16 protein-coding genes are annotated in these 15,583 nt (G+C 57.8%); 5 read left to right on the plus strand and 11 right to left on the minus strand.

The window, feature by feature from the left end:
• The first annotated feature begins 12 nt into the window (after positions 1-12).
• From So717_RS18210 to argB, 5 genes are read left to right on the plus strand one after another with little or no spacing between them, the layout of a single operon-like run.
• Positions 13-597: a formyltransferase family protein gene (locus So717_RS18210; RefSeq protein WP_159980011.1), complete on the plus strand. Its 585-nt coding sequence runs from the start codon at positions 13-15 to the stop codon at positions 595-597.
• Positions 598-613: 16 nt separating this feature from the next.
• Positions 614-1,825 (plus strand): argininosuccinate synthase, encoded by a 1,212-nt coding sequence (locus So717_RS18215; protein WP_159980013.1) that lies wholly within the window; start codon positions 614-616, stop codon positions 1,823-1,825.
• Between the two features lie 9 nt (positions 1,826-1,834).
• Positions 1,835-2,218, plus strand: coding sequence for a RidA family protein (locus So717_RS18220; RefSeq protein ID WP_159980015.1), 384 nt, complete (start codon positions 1,835-1,837; stop codon positions 2,216-2,218).
• Positions 2,219-2,227: 9 nt separating this feature from the next.
• Positions 2,228-2,608 (plus strand): ectoine synthase, encoded by a 381-nt coding sequence (locus So717_RS18225; protein ID WP_159980017.1) that lies wholly within the window; start codon positions 2,228-2,230, stop codon positions 2,606-2,608.
• Positions 2,608-3,486 (plus strand): acetylglutamate kinase, encoded by an 879-nt coding sequence (gene argB, locus So717_RS18230; protein ID WP_159980019.1) that lies wholly within the window; start codon positions 2,608-2,610, stop codon positions 3,484-3,486. Before So717_RS18225 ends, argB begins: the two co-directional genes overlap by 1 nt.
• Before the next feature lie 246 nt (positions 3,487-3,732).
• On the opposite strand, the gene So717_RS22770 is transcribed toward argB, so the two are convergent.
• From So717_RS22770 to So717_RS18285, 11 genes are all read right to left on the minus strand, one after another.
• The gene (locus So717_RS22770; protein ID WP_438810676.1) at positions 3,733-4,197 is read right to left on the minus strand and encodes a CreA family protein; all 465 of its coding nucleotides are present in this window, start codon (positions 4,195-4,197) and stop codon (positions 3,733-3,735) included.
• A 10-nt stretch (positions 4,198-4,207) separates the two neighbouring features.
• Entirely contained in the window at positions 4,208-5,173 is a 966-nt protein-coding gene (locus tag So717_RS18240; RefSeq protein WP_159980021.1) for an ABC transporter permease, read from the minus strand.
• Position 5,174: 1 nt separating this feature from the next.
• The gene (locus tag So717_RS18245; RefSeq protein WP_202981921.1) at positions 5,175-6,125 is read right to left on the minus strand and encodes an ABC transporter permease; all 951 of its coding nucleotides are present in this window, start codon (positions 6,123-6,125) and stop codon (positions 5,175-5,177) included.
• A gap of 13 nt (positions 6,126-6,138) precedes the next feature.
• A complete protein-coding gene (locus So717_RS18250) occupies positions 6,139-7,662 on the minus strand; it encodes a sugar ABC transporter ATP-binding protein (RefSeq protein ID WP_159980025.1) in 1,524 nt (507 codons plus the stop codon).
• Positions 7,663-7,724: 62 nt separating this feature from the next.
• Positions 7,725-8,696 (minus strand): sugar ABC transporter substrate-binding protein, encoded by a 972-nt coding sequence (locus So717_RS18255; RefSeq protein ID WP_159980027.1) that lies wholly within the window; start codon positions 8,694-8,696, stop codon positions 7,725-7,727.
• Positions 8,697-8,815: 119 nt separating this feature from the next.
• On the minus strand, positions 8,816-9,040 hold the full coding sequence (locus So717_RS22690; protein WP_159980218.1) for an AGE family epimerase/isomerase: 225 nt from the start codon (positions 9,038-9,040) through the stop codon (positions 8,816-8,818).
• A 39-nt stretch (positions 9,041-9,079) separates the two neighbouring features.
• On the minus strand, positions 9,080-11,467 hold the full coding sequence (locus So717_RS18265; protein ID WP_159980029.1) for a thiamine pyrophosphate-binding protein: 2,388 nt from the start codon (positions 11,465-11,467) through the stop codon (positions 9,080-9,082).
• A 1-nt stretch (position 11,468) separates the two neighbouring features.
• Complete coding sequence (locus So717_RS18270) at positions 11,469-12,536, minus strand: ABC transporter ATP-binding protein (protein ID WP_159980031.1); 1,068 nt, start codon at positions 12,534-12,536, stop codon at positions 11,469-11,471.
• Positions 12,537-12,546: 10 nt separating this feature from the next.
• Entirely contained in the window at positions 12,547-13,386 is an 840-nt protein-coding gene (locus tag So717_RS18275; RefSeq protein ID WP_159980033.1) for a carbohydrate ABC transporter permease, read from the minus strand.
• 5 nt (positions 13,387-13,391) lie between these two features.
• Positions 13,392-14,327: a carbohydrate ABC transporter permease gene (locus So717_RS18280; protein WP_202981922.1), complete on the minus strand. Its 936-nt coding sequence runs from the start codon at positions 14,325-14,327 to the stop codon at positions 13,392-13,394.
• Positions 14,324-15,583 (minus strand): ABC transporter substrate-binding protein, encoded by a 1,260-nt coding sequence (locus tag So717_RS18285; RefSeq protein ID WP_159980035.1) that lies wholly within the window; start codon positions 15,581-15,583, stop codon positions 14,324-14,326. Before So717_RS18285 ends, So717_RS18280 begins: the two co-directional genes overlap by 4 nt.

A 15,583-nucleotide genomic window follows, 5' to 3' on the forward strand; every position in this document is an offset into this window, starting at 1 on the left:
AGGAAGTCTGATATGTTTCACGACGAGCGAGTTCTTTTCATTGGCGATGGATCAGGTTGGAGTTTTCTAGCAGCGACCCAGCTTAGACGGCTTTGCGGTCAGGTTGATGCCATCTTCTGGGACCATGGAACCCCCCGCCCAAAGGATCACCTGAATTGGAAAGGCGACTGGATCTTCACCTTTAAGGCTGACCTTGTTCTTCCAGAAACAGTGCTTTCAAAGGCAAGAAAGGGCGCAATAAACTTCCATCCTGCGCCCCCATCATATCGCGGCATCGGCGGGTATTACTTCGCCCTCGCGGACGGGTGCAAAACCTTCGGGGCAACCTGTCACCACATGGACGACAAGATCGACCACGGTGACATCATTGCCGTTGATCACTTTGCCGTCTTCGAAGACGAGACGCCGGCCAGTTTGACGGACCGCACCGCGCACGTCTGCCTGGGTCTCTTCTATCGAATGATCAACCAGATAGATCGAACGGGCCAAATTGTTCCGGAAGACAGAGAGACGTGGGGGGACCACCTCTACACGCGCAAGCAGCTCTCAAAACTCCACAAAGAACAACGTGCTGCCAAACAGCTCTCACTCGCTTAGGGAAAGGCTTTACCATATGAAAATCGTACTCGCGTATTCTGGCGGTCTGGACACTTCAATTGCGCTGTCATGGTTGCAAGATGCCTACGATGCTGAGGTTGTCGCATTCTGTGCCGACTTGGGCCAGAACGAAGATCTTTCCTTGGTCAGGCGGCGTGCTGAGAAGAATGGCGCGTCCGCGGTCTACATTGACGATCTTCGCGATGAATTTGTGTCTGACTTTGCCTTCCCAACACTGCGTGCGGCTGCTCTGTATGAACAGCGTTATCATATGGCGGCGTCTCTCGGGCGCCCTCTTATCGCCAAGCGTCTTGTTGAGATTGCTCACAGGGAAGGCGCTGATGCGGTCGCACATGGGGCAACGGGAAAGGGCAATGATCAGGTGCGCTTCTTCTCAAGCGTGACCGCCCTTGATCCGTCGCTGAAGGTCATCACCCCCTTGATGGAATGGGACCTCAAAACCAGGAGCCAGCAAATCGCATATGCAAAGGAGCGTGGTATTGAGCTGCCTCCCTTCAAAACAAGTCCCTACAGTCGGGACTCCAATCTTTGGGGGACCAGTGTGGAATGTGGCATCCTCGATGAAATCTCCGAGGCTCCGCCAAGCGATGCATATACCTTGACGGACGCACCAGGGAACCGGCCAGCTGAAGTCATTGAGATCGGCTTTGAGCAGTCCATTCCCACGCACATCAATGGCGAACGGATGACCTCTGCTGTTCTGGTTGAAAAGCTCAATGAGATTGGCGGCCGTCACGGAATTGGCCGCCTCGACATCATCGAGAACCGACTGGTCGGCTTCAAGGTACGCGGTGTCTACGAGTCACCAGCGGCTGAAATCCTGTTCCAGGCAAAGCGGGAGCTGGACGCGCTGGTTCACGAGCGGGACCTTCTGCATATGATCCCTTATCTGTCGCAGCAGTACAGCCAACTCGTTTATGACGGGAAGTGGTTTAGCCAAGCGCGAGACGCATTGGATAGCTTCTTCATATCCATCGGTGACCGCGTCACGGGTGTCGTGAAGCTCGAGCTGACATCCGGGCGCATTGCCGTTCTCTCCAGAGAGGCCAACCGATCTTTGTACAACTTGGATATCGCGTCATATGAATCTGAGTATGGCTTTGATCAGACAGCCGGTGTTGGGTTCGCCTATATCTGGTCAATGCAGGGACGTGTTGCAGCTCTGAACGATAAAGAGCGCAGATCGAACATGTCTCTTGCTTCTTAGGTGCATCCAATGTTGCAAAGCACAGAAAACGTGGATGGGATTTACCCATCCACGGGTGGATATGCACATTCGATGCTTATCGACGCCCCGTCTCGTTGGCTTGTCACAAGCGGAACCATGGGTCTTGATTGTGACTGGAACGCTCTGCCAACAATTGACGCGCAACTGGACGCAATCTGGACCAACATAGATGCGATACTGTCAGCGAATGCCTTCTCTCTGAGCGACATTGTTCATCTGAACTGTATGCTTGCAGATCCTTCCTATTCCAAAGCGAACGCAGCGGCGATCCGAAGCGCCTTGAACGGTCGTGCCGTGCCCCGCACCGTCTTCTGCGTCCAACTGCTCGACCAATCATGGTTGGCGGAAATCCAAGTCACAGCGGCACAGTGAGGGCTGTCTATGATCATTCAAAACCTGCACGACCTCCGAGGATCGCAAAGGTACACAAGCCGCCCGAATTGGGACTCGACGCGACTTATCGTTGCCGATGATCAAATGGGGTTTTCACTTCATGTCACGCGCATCTTTCCCGGCGAAACCGGCCTAACCGAGTACCCTGAACATGTTGAGGCTGCCTATTGCCTCTCGGGCCGTGCAACGCTGATCTATGACGATGGAGCAACACGCACCGAGATCGCTCCTGGCGTCGTCTATGCGCTGAACCAACACGATCCCCACAGAATGGTTGTGCATGAAGAGCTTAACCTCGTCTGTGTGTTTAATCCCCCTCTCGCTGGTTCTGAAAACGTCTCGGCCAGCGCCGCAAAGGAGGCTCGCTAATGATACACCCGCCAGAAATCCAGCCAGAGGACCGCCACAGAAATCCTCGACTCGGCTGCAATGCCTGCGGCTCACCGTGCCAGAAGACTGTTTCACAAAGGCGGCCAGTCGTCGTCAAAATCGGCGGCGACATTGCGTCTAACGACCAGGCACTCAGCTTCTTCACCCAACAAGTCTTGGAGCTAAAGGGACGCGGCAAAGCGGTTATCGTCGTTCATGGAGGCGGGCCATCGATCAACTTGGCGCTGCAGCGTGAAGGGATCGCGTACCAGTTTTCTCAGGGCAGTCGGATAACGACGGCCGATGTGATGAACGTCGTGCAGAGAACATTGCTTGGTGAGGTGAACCCACGTGTTGTTTCTGAGCTCAATCGCGCAAGGGTCCGCTCTGCCGGCATTTCGGGGCTGGACGGCCACTTCATCCCATGTGAGCAATCTGACCCTGTGTTGGGGTTTGTGGGCAGGCCGTCGCAGCTAGACCCAAGCATGTTGTCGGCACTGTTAGACAACAACATCACGCCCGTCGTCGCTCCAATTGGGGTCGACAAACAGGGGCGTGTCCACAATGTGAACGCAGACACTTTTGCTGGGTTCATCGCTGAAAAGCTGCAAGCATCAGCGCTTCTGATCTTGACCAACGTGAACGGTGTGATGACAAAATGTGGGACAACGCTGGAAAAGGTGTCCACCGAAGTCTTCGACAACCTCGTCAAAACAGGTTCCGTCAAAGGAGGAATGACGCCAAAGATACAAGCAGCCCTAAAAGCGTTCAGCCAAGGTGTGCCACGAGCTGTAATTGTTGACGGCCGCAAGGCCCGTTCTGCGGTTCGCGCGCTCGAAGGGTTTTCTGGCGTGGGAACGCATATCGCTGCTCCTTGAAACGACCCAATGCATCTGTCTCCCTGAGAGGCCGCCAGGGCCTCACAAACTGCCCGGCCGCGTGCCGGGCTTTTTTCACTGCGGATGCCCTGCATCCCTGTCGCCAGCCAAGCGATGATCCGTTGGCCGTAAATTGCCAGGGTACCTCCGCCGCCGCAGAGCGCGCATGTTGTCGATCTCAAGCGGTCCGTTTGCCTTTAAGGCGCAATACTTTGGATCAAAGTCTTGATCGGAGGGTTTTGGACCTCAATTCTGGAAGAGCGGGACGGTCGAGATCGACATCTTGGCGGACCCATTCTGTACGTCCCGCGCGTGCGCAATGTAGATCAGCGTCTGGTTGTCCTCATCCAGGATGCGTTTGACATTCAAAGACTTCCAGACAATCGACCTGCGCTCGGAGAAGACACTTTCGCCTTCATCCGACCGGTCGATATCGCCAACCAAGATGGGCCCGGTCTGGCGGCACGCAATAGAGGAGTTGAAGGGATCCGGGAGCTGACTTTGTCGTGGAAGGCGACAATCGAAAAATCCCCTCCCCTCCGATCGAAGGATGGTTATCCAGCCCCCTACGTCTTGGCCACTGATCGAGGTTTCTCCAATCTGGTTTCTGAGACCGGCGGACGCATGTTGAGCGCCAGATGCGGGTTGGTGTGATCTATACTGAGACCTGGCATGGCACGCTTCCGGACCTGAGCGTCCACAAGCCGCCAACTATCGCACGCTAGCTGCCTCGCGCCCTTCGCTGTGCAACGGCGAACGCCAGCGCTGACACCAGAATGATCCCTTGCAACGCGTCCTTGGTGTTGAAGTTCAGCCCCATCAGGTTCAGGCCGTTGGCGACCATTCCAAGAAACAAAACCCCGGCCACAGTCCCCAAAACATTCGGACGACCGCGCGGATGTAAGGCTGCGCCGATAAACACAGCTGCGATGGCGTCCAGCAGGTAGGAAAAACCAGACAGCGGTGTGAACATCCGGATGTTTGCCGCTGCGATCAAGCCGCCAACAGCGCACGTCATCGCCGCGAAGACAAAGCACCCGAACAGGATGCGATTGACGCGAATACCCGCCACAATGGCAGCGGGACGTTGCATGCCCATGGCATGGATACGTCGCCCCCAGATCGACCGCTCAAGCAGCAGGTAATAGATGACGACCAAAACAGCGGCGATCACAGCCTCGGTTGGGACGCCAAGGATATCGCCTTGCGCGATATTGCGGAACTCGGTTGGCATCCGGCGATAGGAAATCGGCCCCCCGCCATTGGTGAAAATGCGTTGTACGGATGACCCGATAAAGAAGGTGCTAAGCGTCGCCAGAAACGGGCTGATCCGTAAACCGACGACGAGGATTGCATTGAAAATCCCCACCAGTGATCCGCCGATCACGCCGGCACAGGCCGCGCTGAACCAGTCCAGGCCATAGGTGCTCATCGCGACGACGGCGAAAGCCGCGCCAAAATCCAGCGCGATGCCTATCGACAGATCAATGCCACCCGTCGCAACAATTAGGGTCAAACCAAGCGCCATGATCATGAGGATGGCCGAGCCTTCAACGATGTTCAAAAGGTTGCCACCTTGCAGGAACACGGGGTTCCAAAACGCGAAGAGCACAAAGAACGCGGCAAAGACGATCAGAAAGCCAAAGCGCAACAGAACATCGCGGAGGGTGTTCGCACGGGTCGTCATCTTATCGACCCCGCTGTGCCAAGGCAGAGAACGCGACAACCACAACAATCAAAGACCCTTTGATCAGCCCGGTCCAAAACACATTCACGCCAATTGATTTGAACCCGATGGAAATCGCGGCGACCAAGAGCGCACCCAGCACAGCCCCCCAAAGTGTCACAACCCGACGTGGTGAAAACGCGGCCCCGAGGAATGTGGCAAGGACCATTTCCAGCATCAGGTTGTCCTGCACCCCGGGGGAACTTCCAGAGCCCCGCGCCAGCAGGAAGAAACCGCACAAAAAGCCTGTGAACGCTGCGACGACAAAACTCTGTGCAACAAGGCGATTTGCGTCGATGCCCGAGATCTCGGCCGCATCCCGGCTGCCGCCTGCAGCCTGAAGGTTCAGACCCCAGCCCGTGCGATGGGCCGCAAAGAACAAGATCGCAACGATCAGCGCGACCAACAGAATACCGGCCGGAATGCCCGCAATCTCTTGTGCCCGCAGCGCGACGATCCAACTGTGATCCACATTGATGCGGCGGCTCACTGTGATCACGTTGTTCACGCCGACCACCGCAACAAACATGGCCAGGGTTGTCAAAAGCGGGGTCATCCCGATTTTTGTGATCAACACCGCGTTCGACAGGCCGACGACGATACACGCCGCCAGAGCCACCACAGCGCACAACGCCAGTGGCATGCCGGATGTCAGCATTTGTGCGGTGATCCCGGCAGACAAAACGGCGGTTGCCGGTATGGACAGGTCAATCCCGCCCGACACAACGTCATCCCCGCCCGCCATCACCACAACAGCCAGCCCCGCGCAAACCAATACGACGGGCAGGCTTTGCATCACGATCAACTCCAGACTCTGCAAGGTCAGGAAATTCGGCGCGTGCAGGCTGATGTAGGTGAGTACGAGACCAAAGATGACAAGCGGCAGATATCCCACAAGATCAGTGATCTTCAAAACAGAGGGCACCTCACCCCGCATGTGCCGCCCCCTGAACCGATGCCGCACCGGTGGTCGCGGCCACCAGATCATCAACCGAAGCGTCACTGGCACGAAGCTCATCAACGATCTTCCCGCGCATCATGACGATGATCCGGTCGCATATGCCTTGCAATTCAACGGGGTCCGAGGACGAAACGATCACCGACGCCCCTTTGCCTGCGAGATCCGCGATCAATTGATAAATCTCGGCTTTGGCCCCCACATCGACGCCAACCGTTGGCTCATCAAAAATGAAGACCTTTGCATCGGTGGCAAGCCACCGGGCCAGAACAACCTTTTGCTGGTTGCCGCCGCTCAGAAGCCGGGTGATCGCATCAGGATTGGGCGGGCGAATATCCAGCGCCGTGATATGGGACTCGGTTGCGGCCGCCGCGGCTTTGGCATCCACGAGCCCAGCCCTTGACGTGCGATCCAGCGTTGCGAGTGTCGCGTTTTCAGAGACCGACATTGGCAAAACCAGCCCGTCGTTCCTGCGGTCACGGGGGACAAGCACTACACCCTGCGCAACAGCCTTTGCCGCGGTGTTCAGATCAAGTGATCGACCCTCAAAGGAAACAGTGCCCGCCGTTCTCTTTCGTAGACCGTAGAGACAATCGGTCAGCTCCTCGCGGCCGGACCCGATCAAACCGGCGATCCCTAGGATTTCACCCCTGCCGGCTTCAAATGACACATCTGAAAACGCCCGGGCTGCCGCCAAACCACGAACTGATAAACCTGTATCCACGGACCGTTCTGTTCGTGCCGGGAACATGTCAGAGATCGCGCGACCGACCATCGCATAGATCAGCTCAGCGCTGCTGGCCGCAGTAATGTTGTCAAACACACCAACAGTCTCGCCTTGTCGGAACACGGTGACACGGTCACAGATATCGGTGATCTCAGACAGGTAGTGCGAGACATAGAGGATCGCGATACCTTGAGCCTTCAACTTGGCGATGGCCCCCATGACCAGATCGACCTCTTCAATCGCCAAAGGGGCTGTCGGCTCATCAAAGACGACGACCTGCGCTGCGCCGTCGATCAGCGCGCGCGCGACTTGCACCAGCTTGCGTTCAGCTGGACCAAGGTCACGGATCAGGCGGTTGCCGGATAGGGGAAGGCCAAGATTGTCCCGCAAAAACGCTTCTGCCCGGCGCCGCATCTCGCGTTTCGCAATCCCAAACCGTCCGCGCAGTTCCTGCCCCATAAAGACGGACTCTGTCACGGTAAAATGCGGCACAAGGTGCAGTTCCTGGTGAATGAAACGAATGCCGGCATCATGGACCGCGGCGGGAGTTGCGGGGTTCAGGCTTTGGCCGTTGATCATGATTGACCCCGCCTCCGGCTGATACACACCAGCGAGCACTTTGATCACGGTTGACTTGCCTGCACCGTTTTCACCGACCAGCCCATGGACCTCACCGGATTTCACCTCAAGCGAGGCTGAGTCCAAGGCGCGCACGCCCGGAAATTCTTTCACAATGTCTTTCAGCGAAACCGCGAAATCCGCCATTGGCCTGACCTCATGAAAAAAGGCGACGGAGGGTACCGCCGCCTTTCTGAAATTAAGTTCCCTTATTCAAGCGAACCATAGCCAAGCGCCTCATAAGCGGCGATGGCCTCGTCGCGACCATTGACCGGCACAACGTCCACATAGGTTTGTGGCAGAAGGGTTTCACCTGCAAAGTGGCGCGCCACGTTCATCGCCGAGGTCGCACCAATCAGGTTTGGCTGCTGTGCGACATTGGCCACAAAGGGAGATCCTTCTTCGGCCATAATCTCCAGCGTGTCCGGTCCACCATCCAGAGCGGTGACCAGCACGTCCGTACGCCCTGCCTCTTCAAGCGCCTGCACCACACCGATGGCGGGCTGGTCCCAGCAGCCGACATGGATCGCGTCGATTGCCCCTTCAGGATACTGGCTCAGCAGATCGAGTGTTTTCTTGCGCGCATCTTCAGGTGCATTTGCAAACTCTTCAGCCAGTTCAGGCTGAATGATCTCAATCCCTGGATAGTCCTCAAGCACGTATTTCCAAAGTCCCGCGCGAATGTCGCAGATGCGCAGGGCTTCTTGGAACGCATTGAAGACGGCAACCTTGCCTTCGCCACCAATCGCGTCCGCCATGTAGCGTCCGATTGTGGTACCCATGTAATAGTTGTCAGAGGTGGTATTGTTGATGGCATGCGGGCTGGGATGGTCCACGGTGAAAACTGGAATGCCTGCCGCCTTTAGCGCTTCGAACTTTGGCTCAACCGCGCCGTCGCCCAGAATCGAAATCACAGCATCCACGCCGTTGTTCAACAAAATGTCGTGGTTGTCGGCATGCACCTGATTGTCGCGTCCGCCGTCAACAGGAACCACCGTTCCGCCAAGGCTTTCGACGGTGCTCGTTGCGCCGTTAAACGCTTCTCGGTCCCAGAAGTGCTGCGTGCCCACCACAGCCACGCCGATGGTCTTGCCTTCAAGGCTCAGATGCCCGTCTGCAAAGACCGGCGAGGCCAATACAAGGCTGGTGCAAGCCAATACGGCTTTCACTGAAAAGTTCATTATGTTCCTCCCCTATGAACTGCGGCCTCCACCGCAACCGATAGGAAAAAGAAAACAAGTAATTTTACAATTGTCAATTTTTAAACCACATGTTTAATCACGCAGGAGGAACGCCGTGACTATGATCCGGCTTGCATTGGATAGTTTTTGACGATGTAGCTTAAGCCACGGTCCAGCATGTCGTGACTTGCCGGGTGCCCAATTGCCTGTGCAAGCGCATAGGAATGCACAAGCCGAGTGGCGGTGTGCAATTCCTGTGGGCCAGAGGCGACCGGGAGACCGTCAAAATCGAGCTGGCGTACTGCTTCGGCCAGCAGCCACGCACCATGTTCCGTTTGGTTCAGCCAAGAGCCAGCGGCATTTTTCGGGGCCTGGGCTCATCATCAACAGGCCAGCGGTTGCAGATACCGACCGTCGCCGCCAAAGCACAGGGCTCGGGCAGCATGCATGATCGCATTCCGATCCAAACCATGGTGGTGATAGAGATCTTCCACTTTCCCCGCCTGCCCGAAGTGTTCCACGCCGAGCGACTTTGTCCGGTGACCATAGACGCCACCAAGCCAGGACAGCGCAACTGGATGACCATCCGTGACAGTGACCAGACCTGCATCCCTCGGCAGCGCGGAGAGGAGCGTTTCCACCCGAGAACATGCGCCCACATCCCCGCGCTGCCGCGCACGCTCAGCCGCTTGCCAACCGGCGTTCAACCTATCGGCAGAGGTAACAGCAAGCACGCCAATGCCGCGCATCGTTTCAGAAAGGAGCCCGGCAGCTGCAATGGCTTCAGGCGCCACAACGCCCGTGTAGGCAATCGCGGCCCTTGATCCTGGCTCGGGGGGGCGCAGCCAATATCCACCATCAATGACCCCTGCCTCAAACTCCGCATCGATTGGGCGATCAATCTGCTCAAGCGGGACCGTAGACAACCGCAGGTAAACCGCACCACCACGCTCATCGCGGAGCCAGTTCTTCTCCTCCTGCGTGCCCGAGCCATCACGCTGCATGTAGTCAAAACCCCAATGCATGATCGTGGCGAGTTCGTCGGCAAAGGCTGGCTCGAATGTCGCCAGCCCGTCCTGAGCCATCCCGATCAGGGGTGTCGAAATCGATTGATGTGCCCCACCCTCATGGCTCAGCGACACACCGGACGGTGTGGCCGCCAACATGAAGCGCGCATCCTGATAGCAGGCATAGTTCAACGCATCGAGACCACGGCAGATGAAAGGATCGTATAAGGTGCCAACAGGCAGCAGGCGCGCGCCAAACAGCGAATGCGAGAGCCCGAGCGCACCCAGAAACGTGAAGAGGTTGTTTTCGGCGATTCCAAGCTCGACATGCCGCCCGGCCATATGCCGTTGCCACTTTTGGACAGAGGCAATCTGTTCTTCGCGGAACACATCGGTCCTCTCCGCCTTCGCAAAGAGACCCGTTTTGTTGATCCACGGCCCCAGATTGGTCGACACAGACACGTCTGGCGAGGTCGTCACAATCCGTTCAGCCAGGGCGGGCGCATCCTGCGCAATAGCGGCCAGGATCTGCCCGAACGCCTCTTGTGTCGAGAGCACAGGCTTGGCCCGCGGCGCGATCCGCTGATCCGCTTCGATGGCAGGAGCTGTGTAACGCCGCAGCCCACTTTGATTGAACGGAACCGCGCGCAGGAAATCTGACAGTTTCTTTTCCGGGAGATCCATTCCTGAGAAACGGTCCCACTCTGCCCCTTCGGCGATCCCATGCGCTTGGCGGAGCGTCTCGATCTGAGCGGCGGTCATGATGCCCGCGTGATTGTCTTTGTGCCCCGCAAGCGGCAGGCCATGCCCCTTCACGGTGTAACAGATAAAGCAGATCGGGCGGTCGTGTTCGACCGCATGCATTGTTGCGGCCAAAAGCGCCGCATCATGACCCGCAAGGTTGCCCATCAACTCACCAAGCGCCGCATCCTCATAGCTCGCAATCAATGCTAAAACGTCGTTGTTGCCAGCAAAATCGATCTCCAGCCGCGCCCGCCATGCGGCCCCGCCCTTGAAACAGAGCGCGGAGTAGAGCGCATTCTCGCACCCGTCGATCCAATCGCGCAGCTTTGCCCCGCCGGGTTGTTCGAACGCTGCCTGTAGCTTTGAGCCATACTTGAGCTCGATCACCTCCCAACCACATGCGGTGAAGATGTCGCGAAACCGGGCGTTCAGACCATCGCTGACGACACCATCAAGGGACTGACGGTTGTAATCGATAATCCACCAGCAGTTCCTGAGATCGTGTTTGGCGCCTTCCAGAAGCGCTTCATAGATATTGCCTTCGTCCAGTTCGGCATCCCCAACCAGCGCGATCATCCGCCCCTTTGCCCGGTCGAGCCAACCATGCGCCGCGAGGTAGTCCTGGGTCAGGCTCGCAAAAGCCGTCATCGCCACGCCCATGCCGACAGACCCGGTCGAAAAATCGACATCGTCCTGATCCTTGGTGCGTGACGGATAGGGTTGCGCGCCACCAAACGCCCGAAAGCCTTCCAACTGCTGGCGGGATTGGTTGCCAAGAAGATATTGGATCGCATGAAAAACCGGGCTCGCATGGGGCTTGACCGCCACCCGGTCCTCCGGACGCAAAACATCAAAATAGAGCGCATTCAGAATGGCATTCATCGAAGCAGACGAGGCCTGATGTCCGCCCACTTTGATCTGCCCTTTTGGGCGAATTGCATTGGCATGGTGAATCATCCATGTGGCCAACCAAAGGGTCTTCTTCTCCAAGGCGGCACGAATATCGGCGTTGGTTGCCATCTTAAGACCTCCTTAGAATTGCCGTGCCATCCGAGGAGAACACATGGGCCTGCTCGGGCGGTATTCGCAGACCAAATCTCTCGCCGGATCGTACAAGCGTATTGCCGTGGTTGCGGACGACGATTTCGCCAACACCTTCGACCTGTGCATAGATATTCGTATCCGACCCGAGGCGTTCCACGACGTCCGCGGATGCGACCAGATCCCCCTGCCCGTCCGCGACCAACTCCAAATGCTCAGGTCGGACCCCGAGGCTCGCGGCCTCCTTTGCATCCGGCACATTGGGCAGTGACACGACCGCGCCGTTTCGCAACTGCACACCGTTGTCTCGCCCTTCGACCGGCACGACGTTCATGGTGGGTGAGCCGATAAACTGGGCGACAAACCTGTTCGCCGGTCGCTCATAGAGGTCCATCGGGCTGCCAATCTGCTGGATATCGCCGTCATTCAGAACCACGATCCGGTCGGCCAGCGTCAGCGCCTCAACCTGATCGTGGGTCACGTAGATCATTGTGGCGCTCAAGCGGTGATGCATGCGCGCAATCTCAAGCCGCATCTCCACGCGCAGGGCCGCATCCAGATTTGAAAGCGGCTCGTCAAACAGAAACGCCTTGGGGTCGCGGATGATGGCCCGCCCCATGGCAACGCGCTGCCGTTGTCCACCGGAAAGCGCCTTGGGCAATCGGTCTGTCAGTGCGGAGAGACCAAGCGTTTCGGCCGCCTGCGCCACCCGGCTTTGCTTTTCCTCTACCGGATCTCGCCGGATTTCCATGGAGAAGCCCATGTTTCGGGCAACATCCATATGCGGGTAAAGCGCATAGGACTGAAACACCATCGCGATGTCCCGATCCCGTGGGCGCATGTCATTCATGCGCGCCCCGTCGATCAGGAAATCGCCTTCGGTGATCGGCTCAAGCCCCGCGATCATCCGCAAAAGCGTCGACTTTCCACAGCCCGACGGCCCCACCAGAACGATGAATTCCCCGTCGGCGATGTCCAGGTTTATGTCGCGAAGGACCTCCACCGTACCGTAGCGTTTGACAACACCTCTAAGTTCCATGCGCGCCATGATGCGGCCCCTATCCCTTGACCGCGCCGGACGTGAGGCCCTGCACGAGATACCGTTGAATGAAGATGAAGAAGAGACAACTGGGGATCAGGGCGAGCGATCCCGCCGCCATCATCTGTCCCCAATCGACCGAGAAACGGGACACGAAGGTCAGAAGACCCACGGGAAACGTCATGGACGCGTTGTCCGAGATCAGCATGAGCGCGAAGAGCAGCTCGGACCATGCGGCGGTGAAAACGAAGCCCAGTGTCGCTCCGAGGCCCGGAAGTGTCAGCGGCACGATCACCTTACGCAATGCCTGAAAACGGGTGCAGCCATCCATCATCGCGGCCTCTTCCAGATCCTTGGGGATCGCGTCGAAGAAGCTCTGCATCAGGAAGGTCGCGAAAGGAATGTTGAAGGCTGTGTATACCACGATGAGCGACGTCAGCGAGTTCAGCATGCCAAGCGAGGACACGATCTTGTAGATCGGCGCGATGATCATCAGAAGCGGGAACATCTGGGTGATCAGCATGATGGCCACGATGACCTTCTTGCCGCCAAAATCGAAGCGCGAAAACGCGTATCCCGCGCCTGCGGCAATCAGCGTTGTGACCGCCGCCGTTCCGAGTGAGACGTAGAGCGAATTGCCGAAGAACGCCATGAAGTCCGTTTGGAAGATCACGGTTCGAAAATTGTCGAGCGTGGTCGAGGATGGCCAGAGATCGGTGCCTTCGGTGAAGATCAGGCGGTCCGGCGTGATGGCGATTTTCACCAGCCAGTAGAGCGGGAAAAGCGCAAAGACCAGATAGCCTGACAGCGCCAGGTATTTCCCGACAGTCAGTATCGGATTTGAACGGGTGACGGACATGGGCGTCAGATCTTCACAAGTCTTTTGCGCAGCCAAAGCACAAAGACAGCATAGATGAGCAGGATGGCTAGAAGGGCCACGGCGATCGTCGATGCGAACCCGAAATCAAGGCGGCGGAAGGCGGTTGTGAAGATGTAGGTCGAGAGGATCTGGGTGGAGTTGGCAGGTCCACCGCCGGTCATCACAAAGATCAGATCCGCGAAATTGGCGATCCAGATCGTGCGCAGCATCACGGTGATGGCAATCATCGGCGCGAGAAAGGGCAAGGTGATCTTGGTGAAGGTTTGCCACGGCGAGGCGCCGTCAATCTCGGCCGCTTCATAAAGCTCACCGGGGATGGATTGCAGGGCGGCCAGTAGCGTGATCGCAAAAAACGGCACGCCGAACCAGATATTGGCCACAATCGGCCCCCAAAGGGCCGGGTCTGGGTCCCCCATGATGTTGTAGGGTTCATCGAGGATGCCAAGTGCCGCCATCCAGTGCGGCAGCGGTCCAATGGTCGGGTTGAAGAGCCAGGCCCAGGTCAGGGCGGACAGGAAGGTCGGCACGGCCCAGGGCAGGAACACCAGAGCCTGAAACAGCTTCTTGCCGAAGAAGTGGGTGTTCAAAAGCAGCGCAAGACCCAGGCCCAGAAAGAACTGGAACGAGACGGACCAGAACGTCCACCAGAAGGTGTTTTCCAAGGCGATCCAGAAGCGGCGGTCAGACCAGAGATCGACGTAATTCTCGAACCCCACCCAGCCGGTGGCAAAGGGGTTCAGGATCTCGATGGACTGAAAGGAATAGGAGATCCCGATGATCAGCGGGATCAGGATGATCGTGCCGATCAGCACAATCGCAGGCGACAGGTAGAGGAACGGCTCCACCATGTAGCGCCAGTAGAGCGAGCGGCCTGCCCGGGATGTCCCGGGCAGAGCATTGGTATCAGTGCGTGCGGTCACTGGGCGGACTGCCAGTTTGCGTAAGCATCGTTGAGGTACGCGGCCCATTGATCGGCCAGTTCCTGAGCGGTCAACTGACCCAGAAGCGCTTCCTGGCTGGTCTCAACCACCATGGTGCTTGCGAAGTAACCCCATTCTTCAAGATAGGTCGGCATGATCGTCGGCACGTATTCCTCGCCATTCAGGGTCTCGAACCAGCCCGCGAATTGATCGGTCTGGAAATAGGGATCTTGATCCGCGCCCTGGTGGATTGGGATCACACCAACTCGCTGTGCCCAGGTGGCGTTGGCCTCCGGGCTGGAGAGGGCTGCGACCAGGGCAAACGCCTCGTCCTCATGCTCGGTCGTGTTGAAGATCGACCAGCCCGCAAAGCCGATGGTCGGGAAGGCCTGACCTGAGGGGCCAACCGGCATCGGGATGACCGCAAAGTCCTCCGCATCCATCCTCTCCGCAATCGCGATCAGGGCGTCGGGGTCCTGATCGAGAAACGCGCATTGGCCGGAATAGAACCCCGCCACGATTTCGTTAAAGCCCCAATTCACGCTGTCACGCGGCGCGTGGCCGTTCTGATAAAGATCCAGGAGGAACTGGATGCCTTCCACCGAGCCCGGCTCGTTGATGCGGGATTGGCCATCTTCCGTGAAGAATTCATTGGTGCCGTTCATCGCCGCGGCCATCATGATCCAGCCATTGGTGCCACCGGGACCGCCGCGCAGGCAATAGCCGGAACGACCGTCCAGTTCGGACACCTTGGCAGCAGCGGCAGCAAACTCTTCCATCGTGCGTGGCGGCTCAGCCACGCCAGCCTCTTCCAGCAGGCTGCGATTGTAGAACATTGCGCGCAGATAGAAGCCGTAGGGGATCATGTTGAAGGCGCCCGACTGGCTGCCCATGTCGACGCTGCGTTGCGTCAGCGTTGCACCATGCTCCCACTCCGCAACATGGTTTGACAGATCGACGAGACGATCAGACCCCGCGTAGAGCGCGGCCCAGGTGTCGGGCATTTCCACCACATCAGGGATGTCACCGCCCGCCACCATCGTGGCCAGCGTCTCGAAGGCCTGACCCCAAGGCAGGCTGGTGATCTCAACTGTGACACCCTCATTGGCCGCTTCGAACTCTGTAACCAGCTGTTCCAGCGTCGCCGTGCGCTCCGGGCTTGTGATGACCTCGACCAGCCGCAGCGTCGTCTCAGCCTGCGCCGCACCCGCCATAAGCATTGCGGCGGCACTCGCGCTTGTAAGAATGCGTTTCAT

Origin of the sequence: Roseobacter cerasinus (assembly GCF_009811755.1) — a bacterium.
Classification (GTDB): Bacteria; Pseudomonadota; Alphaproteobacteria; order Rhodobacterales; family Rhodobacteraceae; genus Roseobacter; species Roseobacter cerasinus.

Coding starts and splice junctions, on each gene's coding strand:
- argB (WP_159980019.1), top strand. CDS start 2,608: ATGATACACCCGCCAGAAATCCAGCCAGAGGACCGCCACAGAAATCCT.
- So717_RS18275 (WP_159980033.1), bottom strand. CDS start 13,386: ATGTCCGTCACCCGTTCAAATCCGATACTGACTGTCGGGAAATACCTG.
- So717_RS18215 (WP_159980013.1), top strand. CDS start 614: ATGAAAATCGTACTCGCGTATTCTGGCGGTCTGGACACTTCAATTGCG.
- So717_RS18270 (WP_159980031.1), bottom strand. CDS start 12,536: ATGGCGCGCATGGAACTTAGAGGTGTTGTCAAACGCTACGGTACGGTG.
- So717_RS18285 (WP_159980035.1), bottom strand. CDS start 15,583: ATGAAACGCATTCTTACAAGCGCGAGTGCCGCCGCAATGCTTATGGCG.
- So717_RS18250 (WP_159980025.1), bottom strand. CDS start 7,662: ATGGCGGATTTCGCGGTTTCGCTGAAAGACATTGTGAAAGAATTTCCG.
- So717_RS18255 (WP_159980027.1), bottom strand. CDS start 8,696: ATGAACTTTTCAGTGAAAGCCGTATTGGCTTGCACCAGCCTTGTATTG.
- So717_RS18240 (WP_159980021.1), bottom strand. CDS start 5,173: ATGACGACCCGTGCGAACACCCTCCGCGATGTTCTGTTGCGCTTTGGC.
- So717_RS18210 (WP_159980011.1), top strand. CDS start 13: ATGTTTCACGACGAGCGAGTTCTTTTCATTGGCGATGGATCAGGTTGG.
- So717_RS18220 (WP_159980015.1), top strand. CDS start 1,835: ATGTTGCAAAGCACAGAAAACGTGGATGGGATTTACCCATCCACGGGT.
- So717_RS18225 (WP_159980017.1), top strand. CDS start 2,228: ATGATCATTCAAAACCTGCACGACCTCCGAGGATCGCAAAGGTACACA.
- So717_RS18265 (WP_159980029.1), bottom strand. CDS start 11,467: ATGGCAACCAACGCCGATATTCGTGCCGCCTTGGAGAAGAAGACCCTT.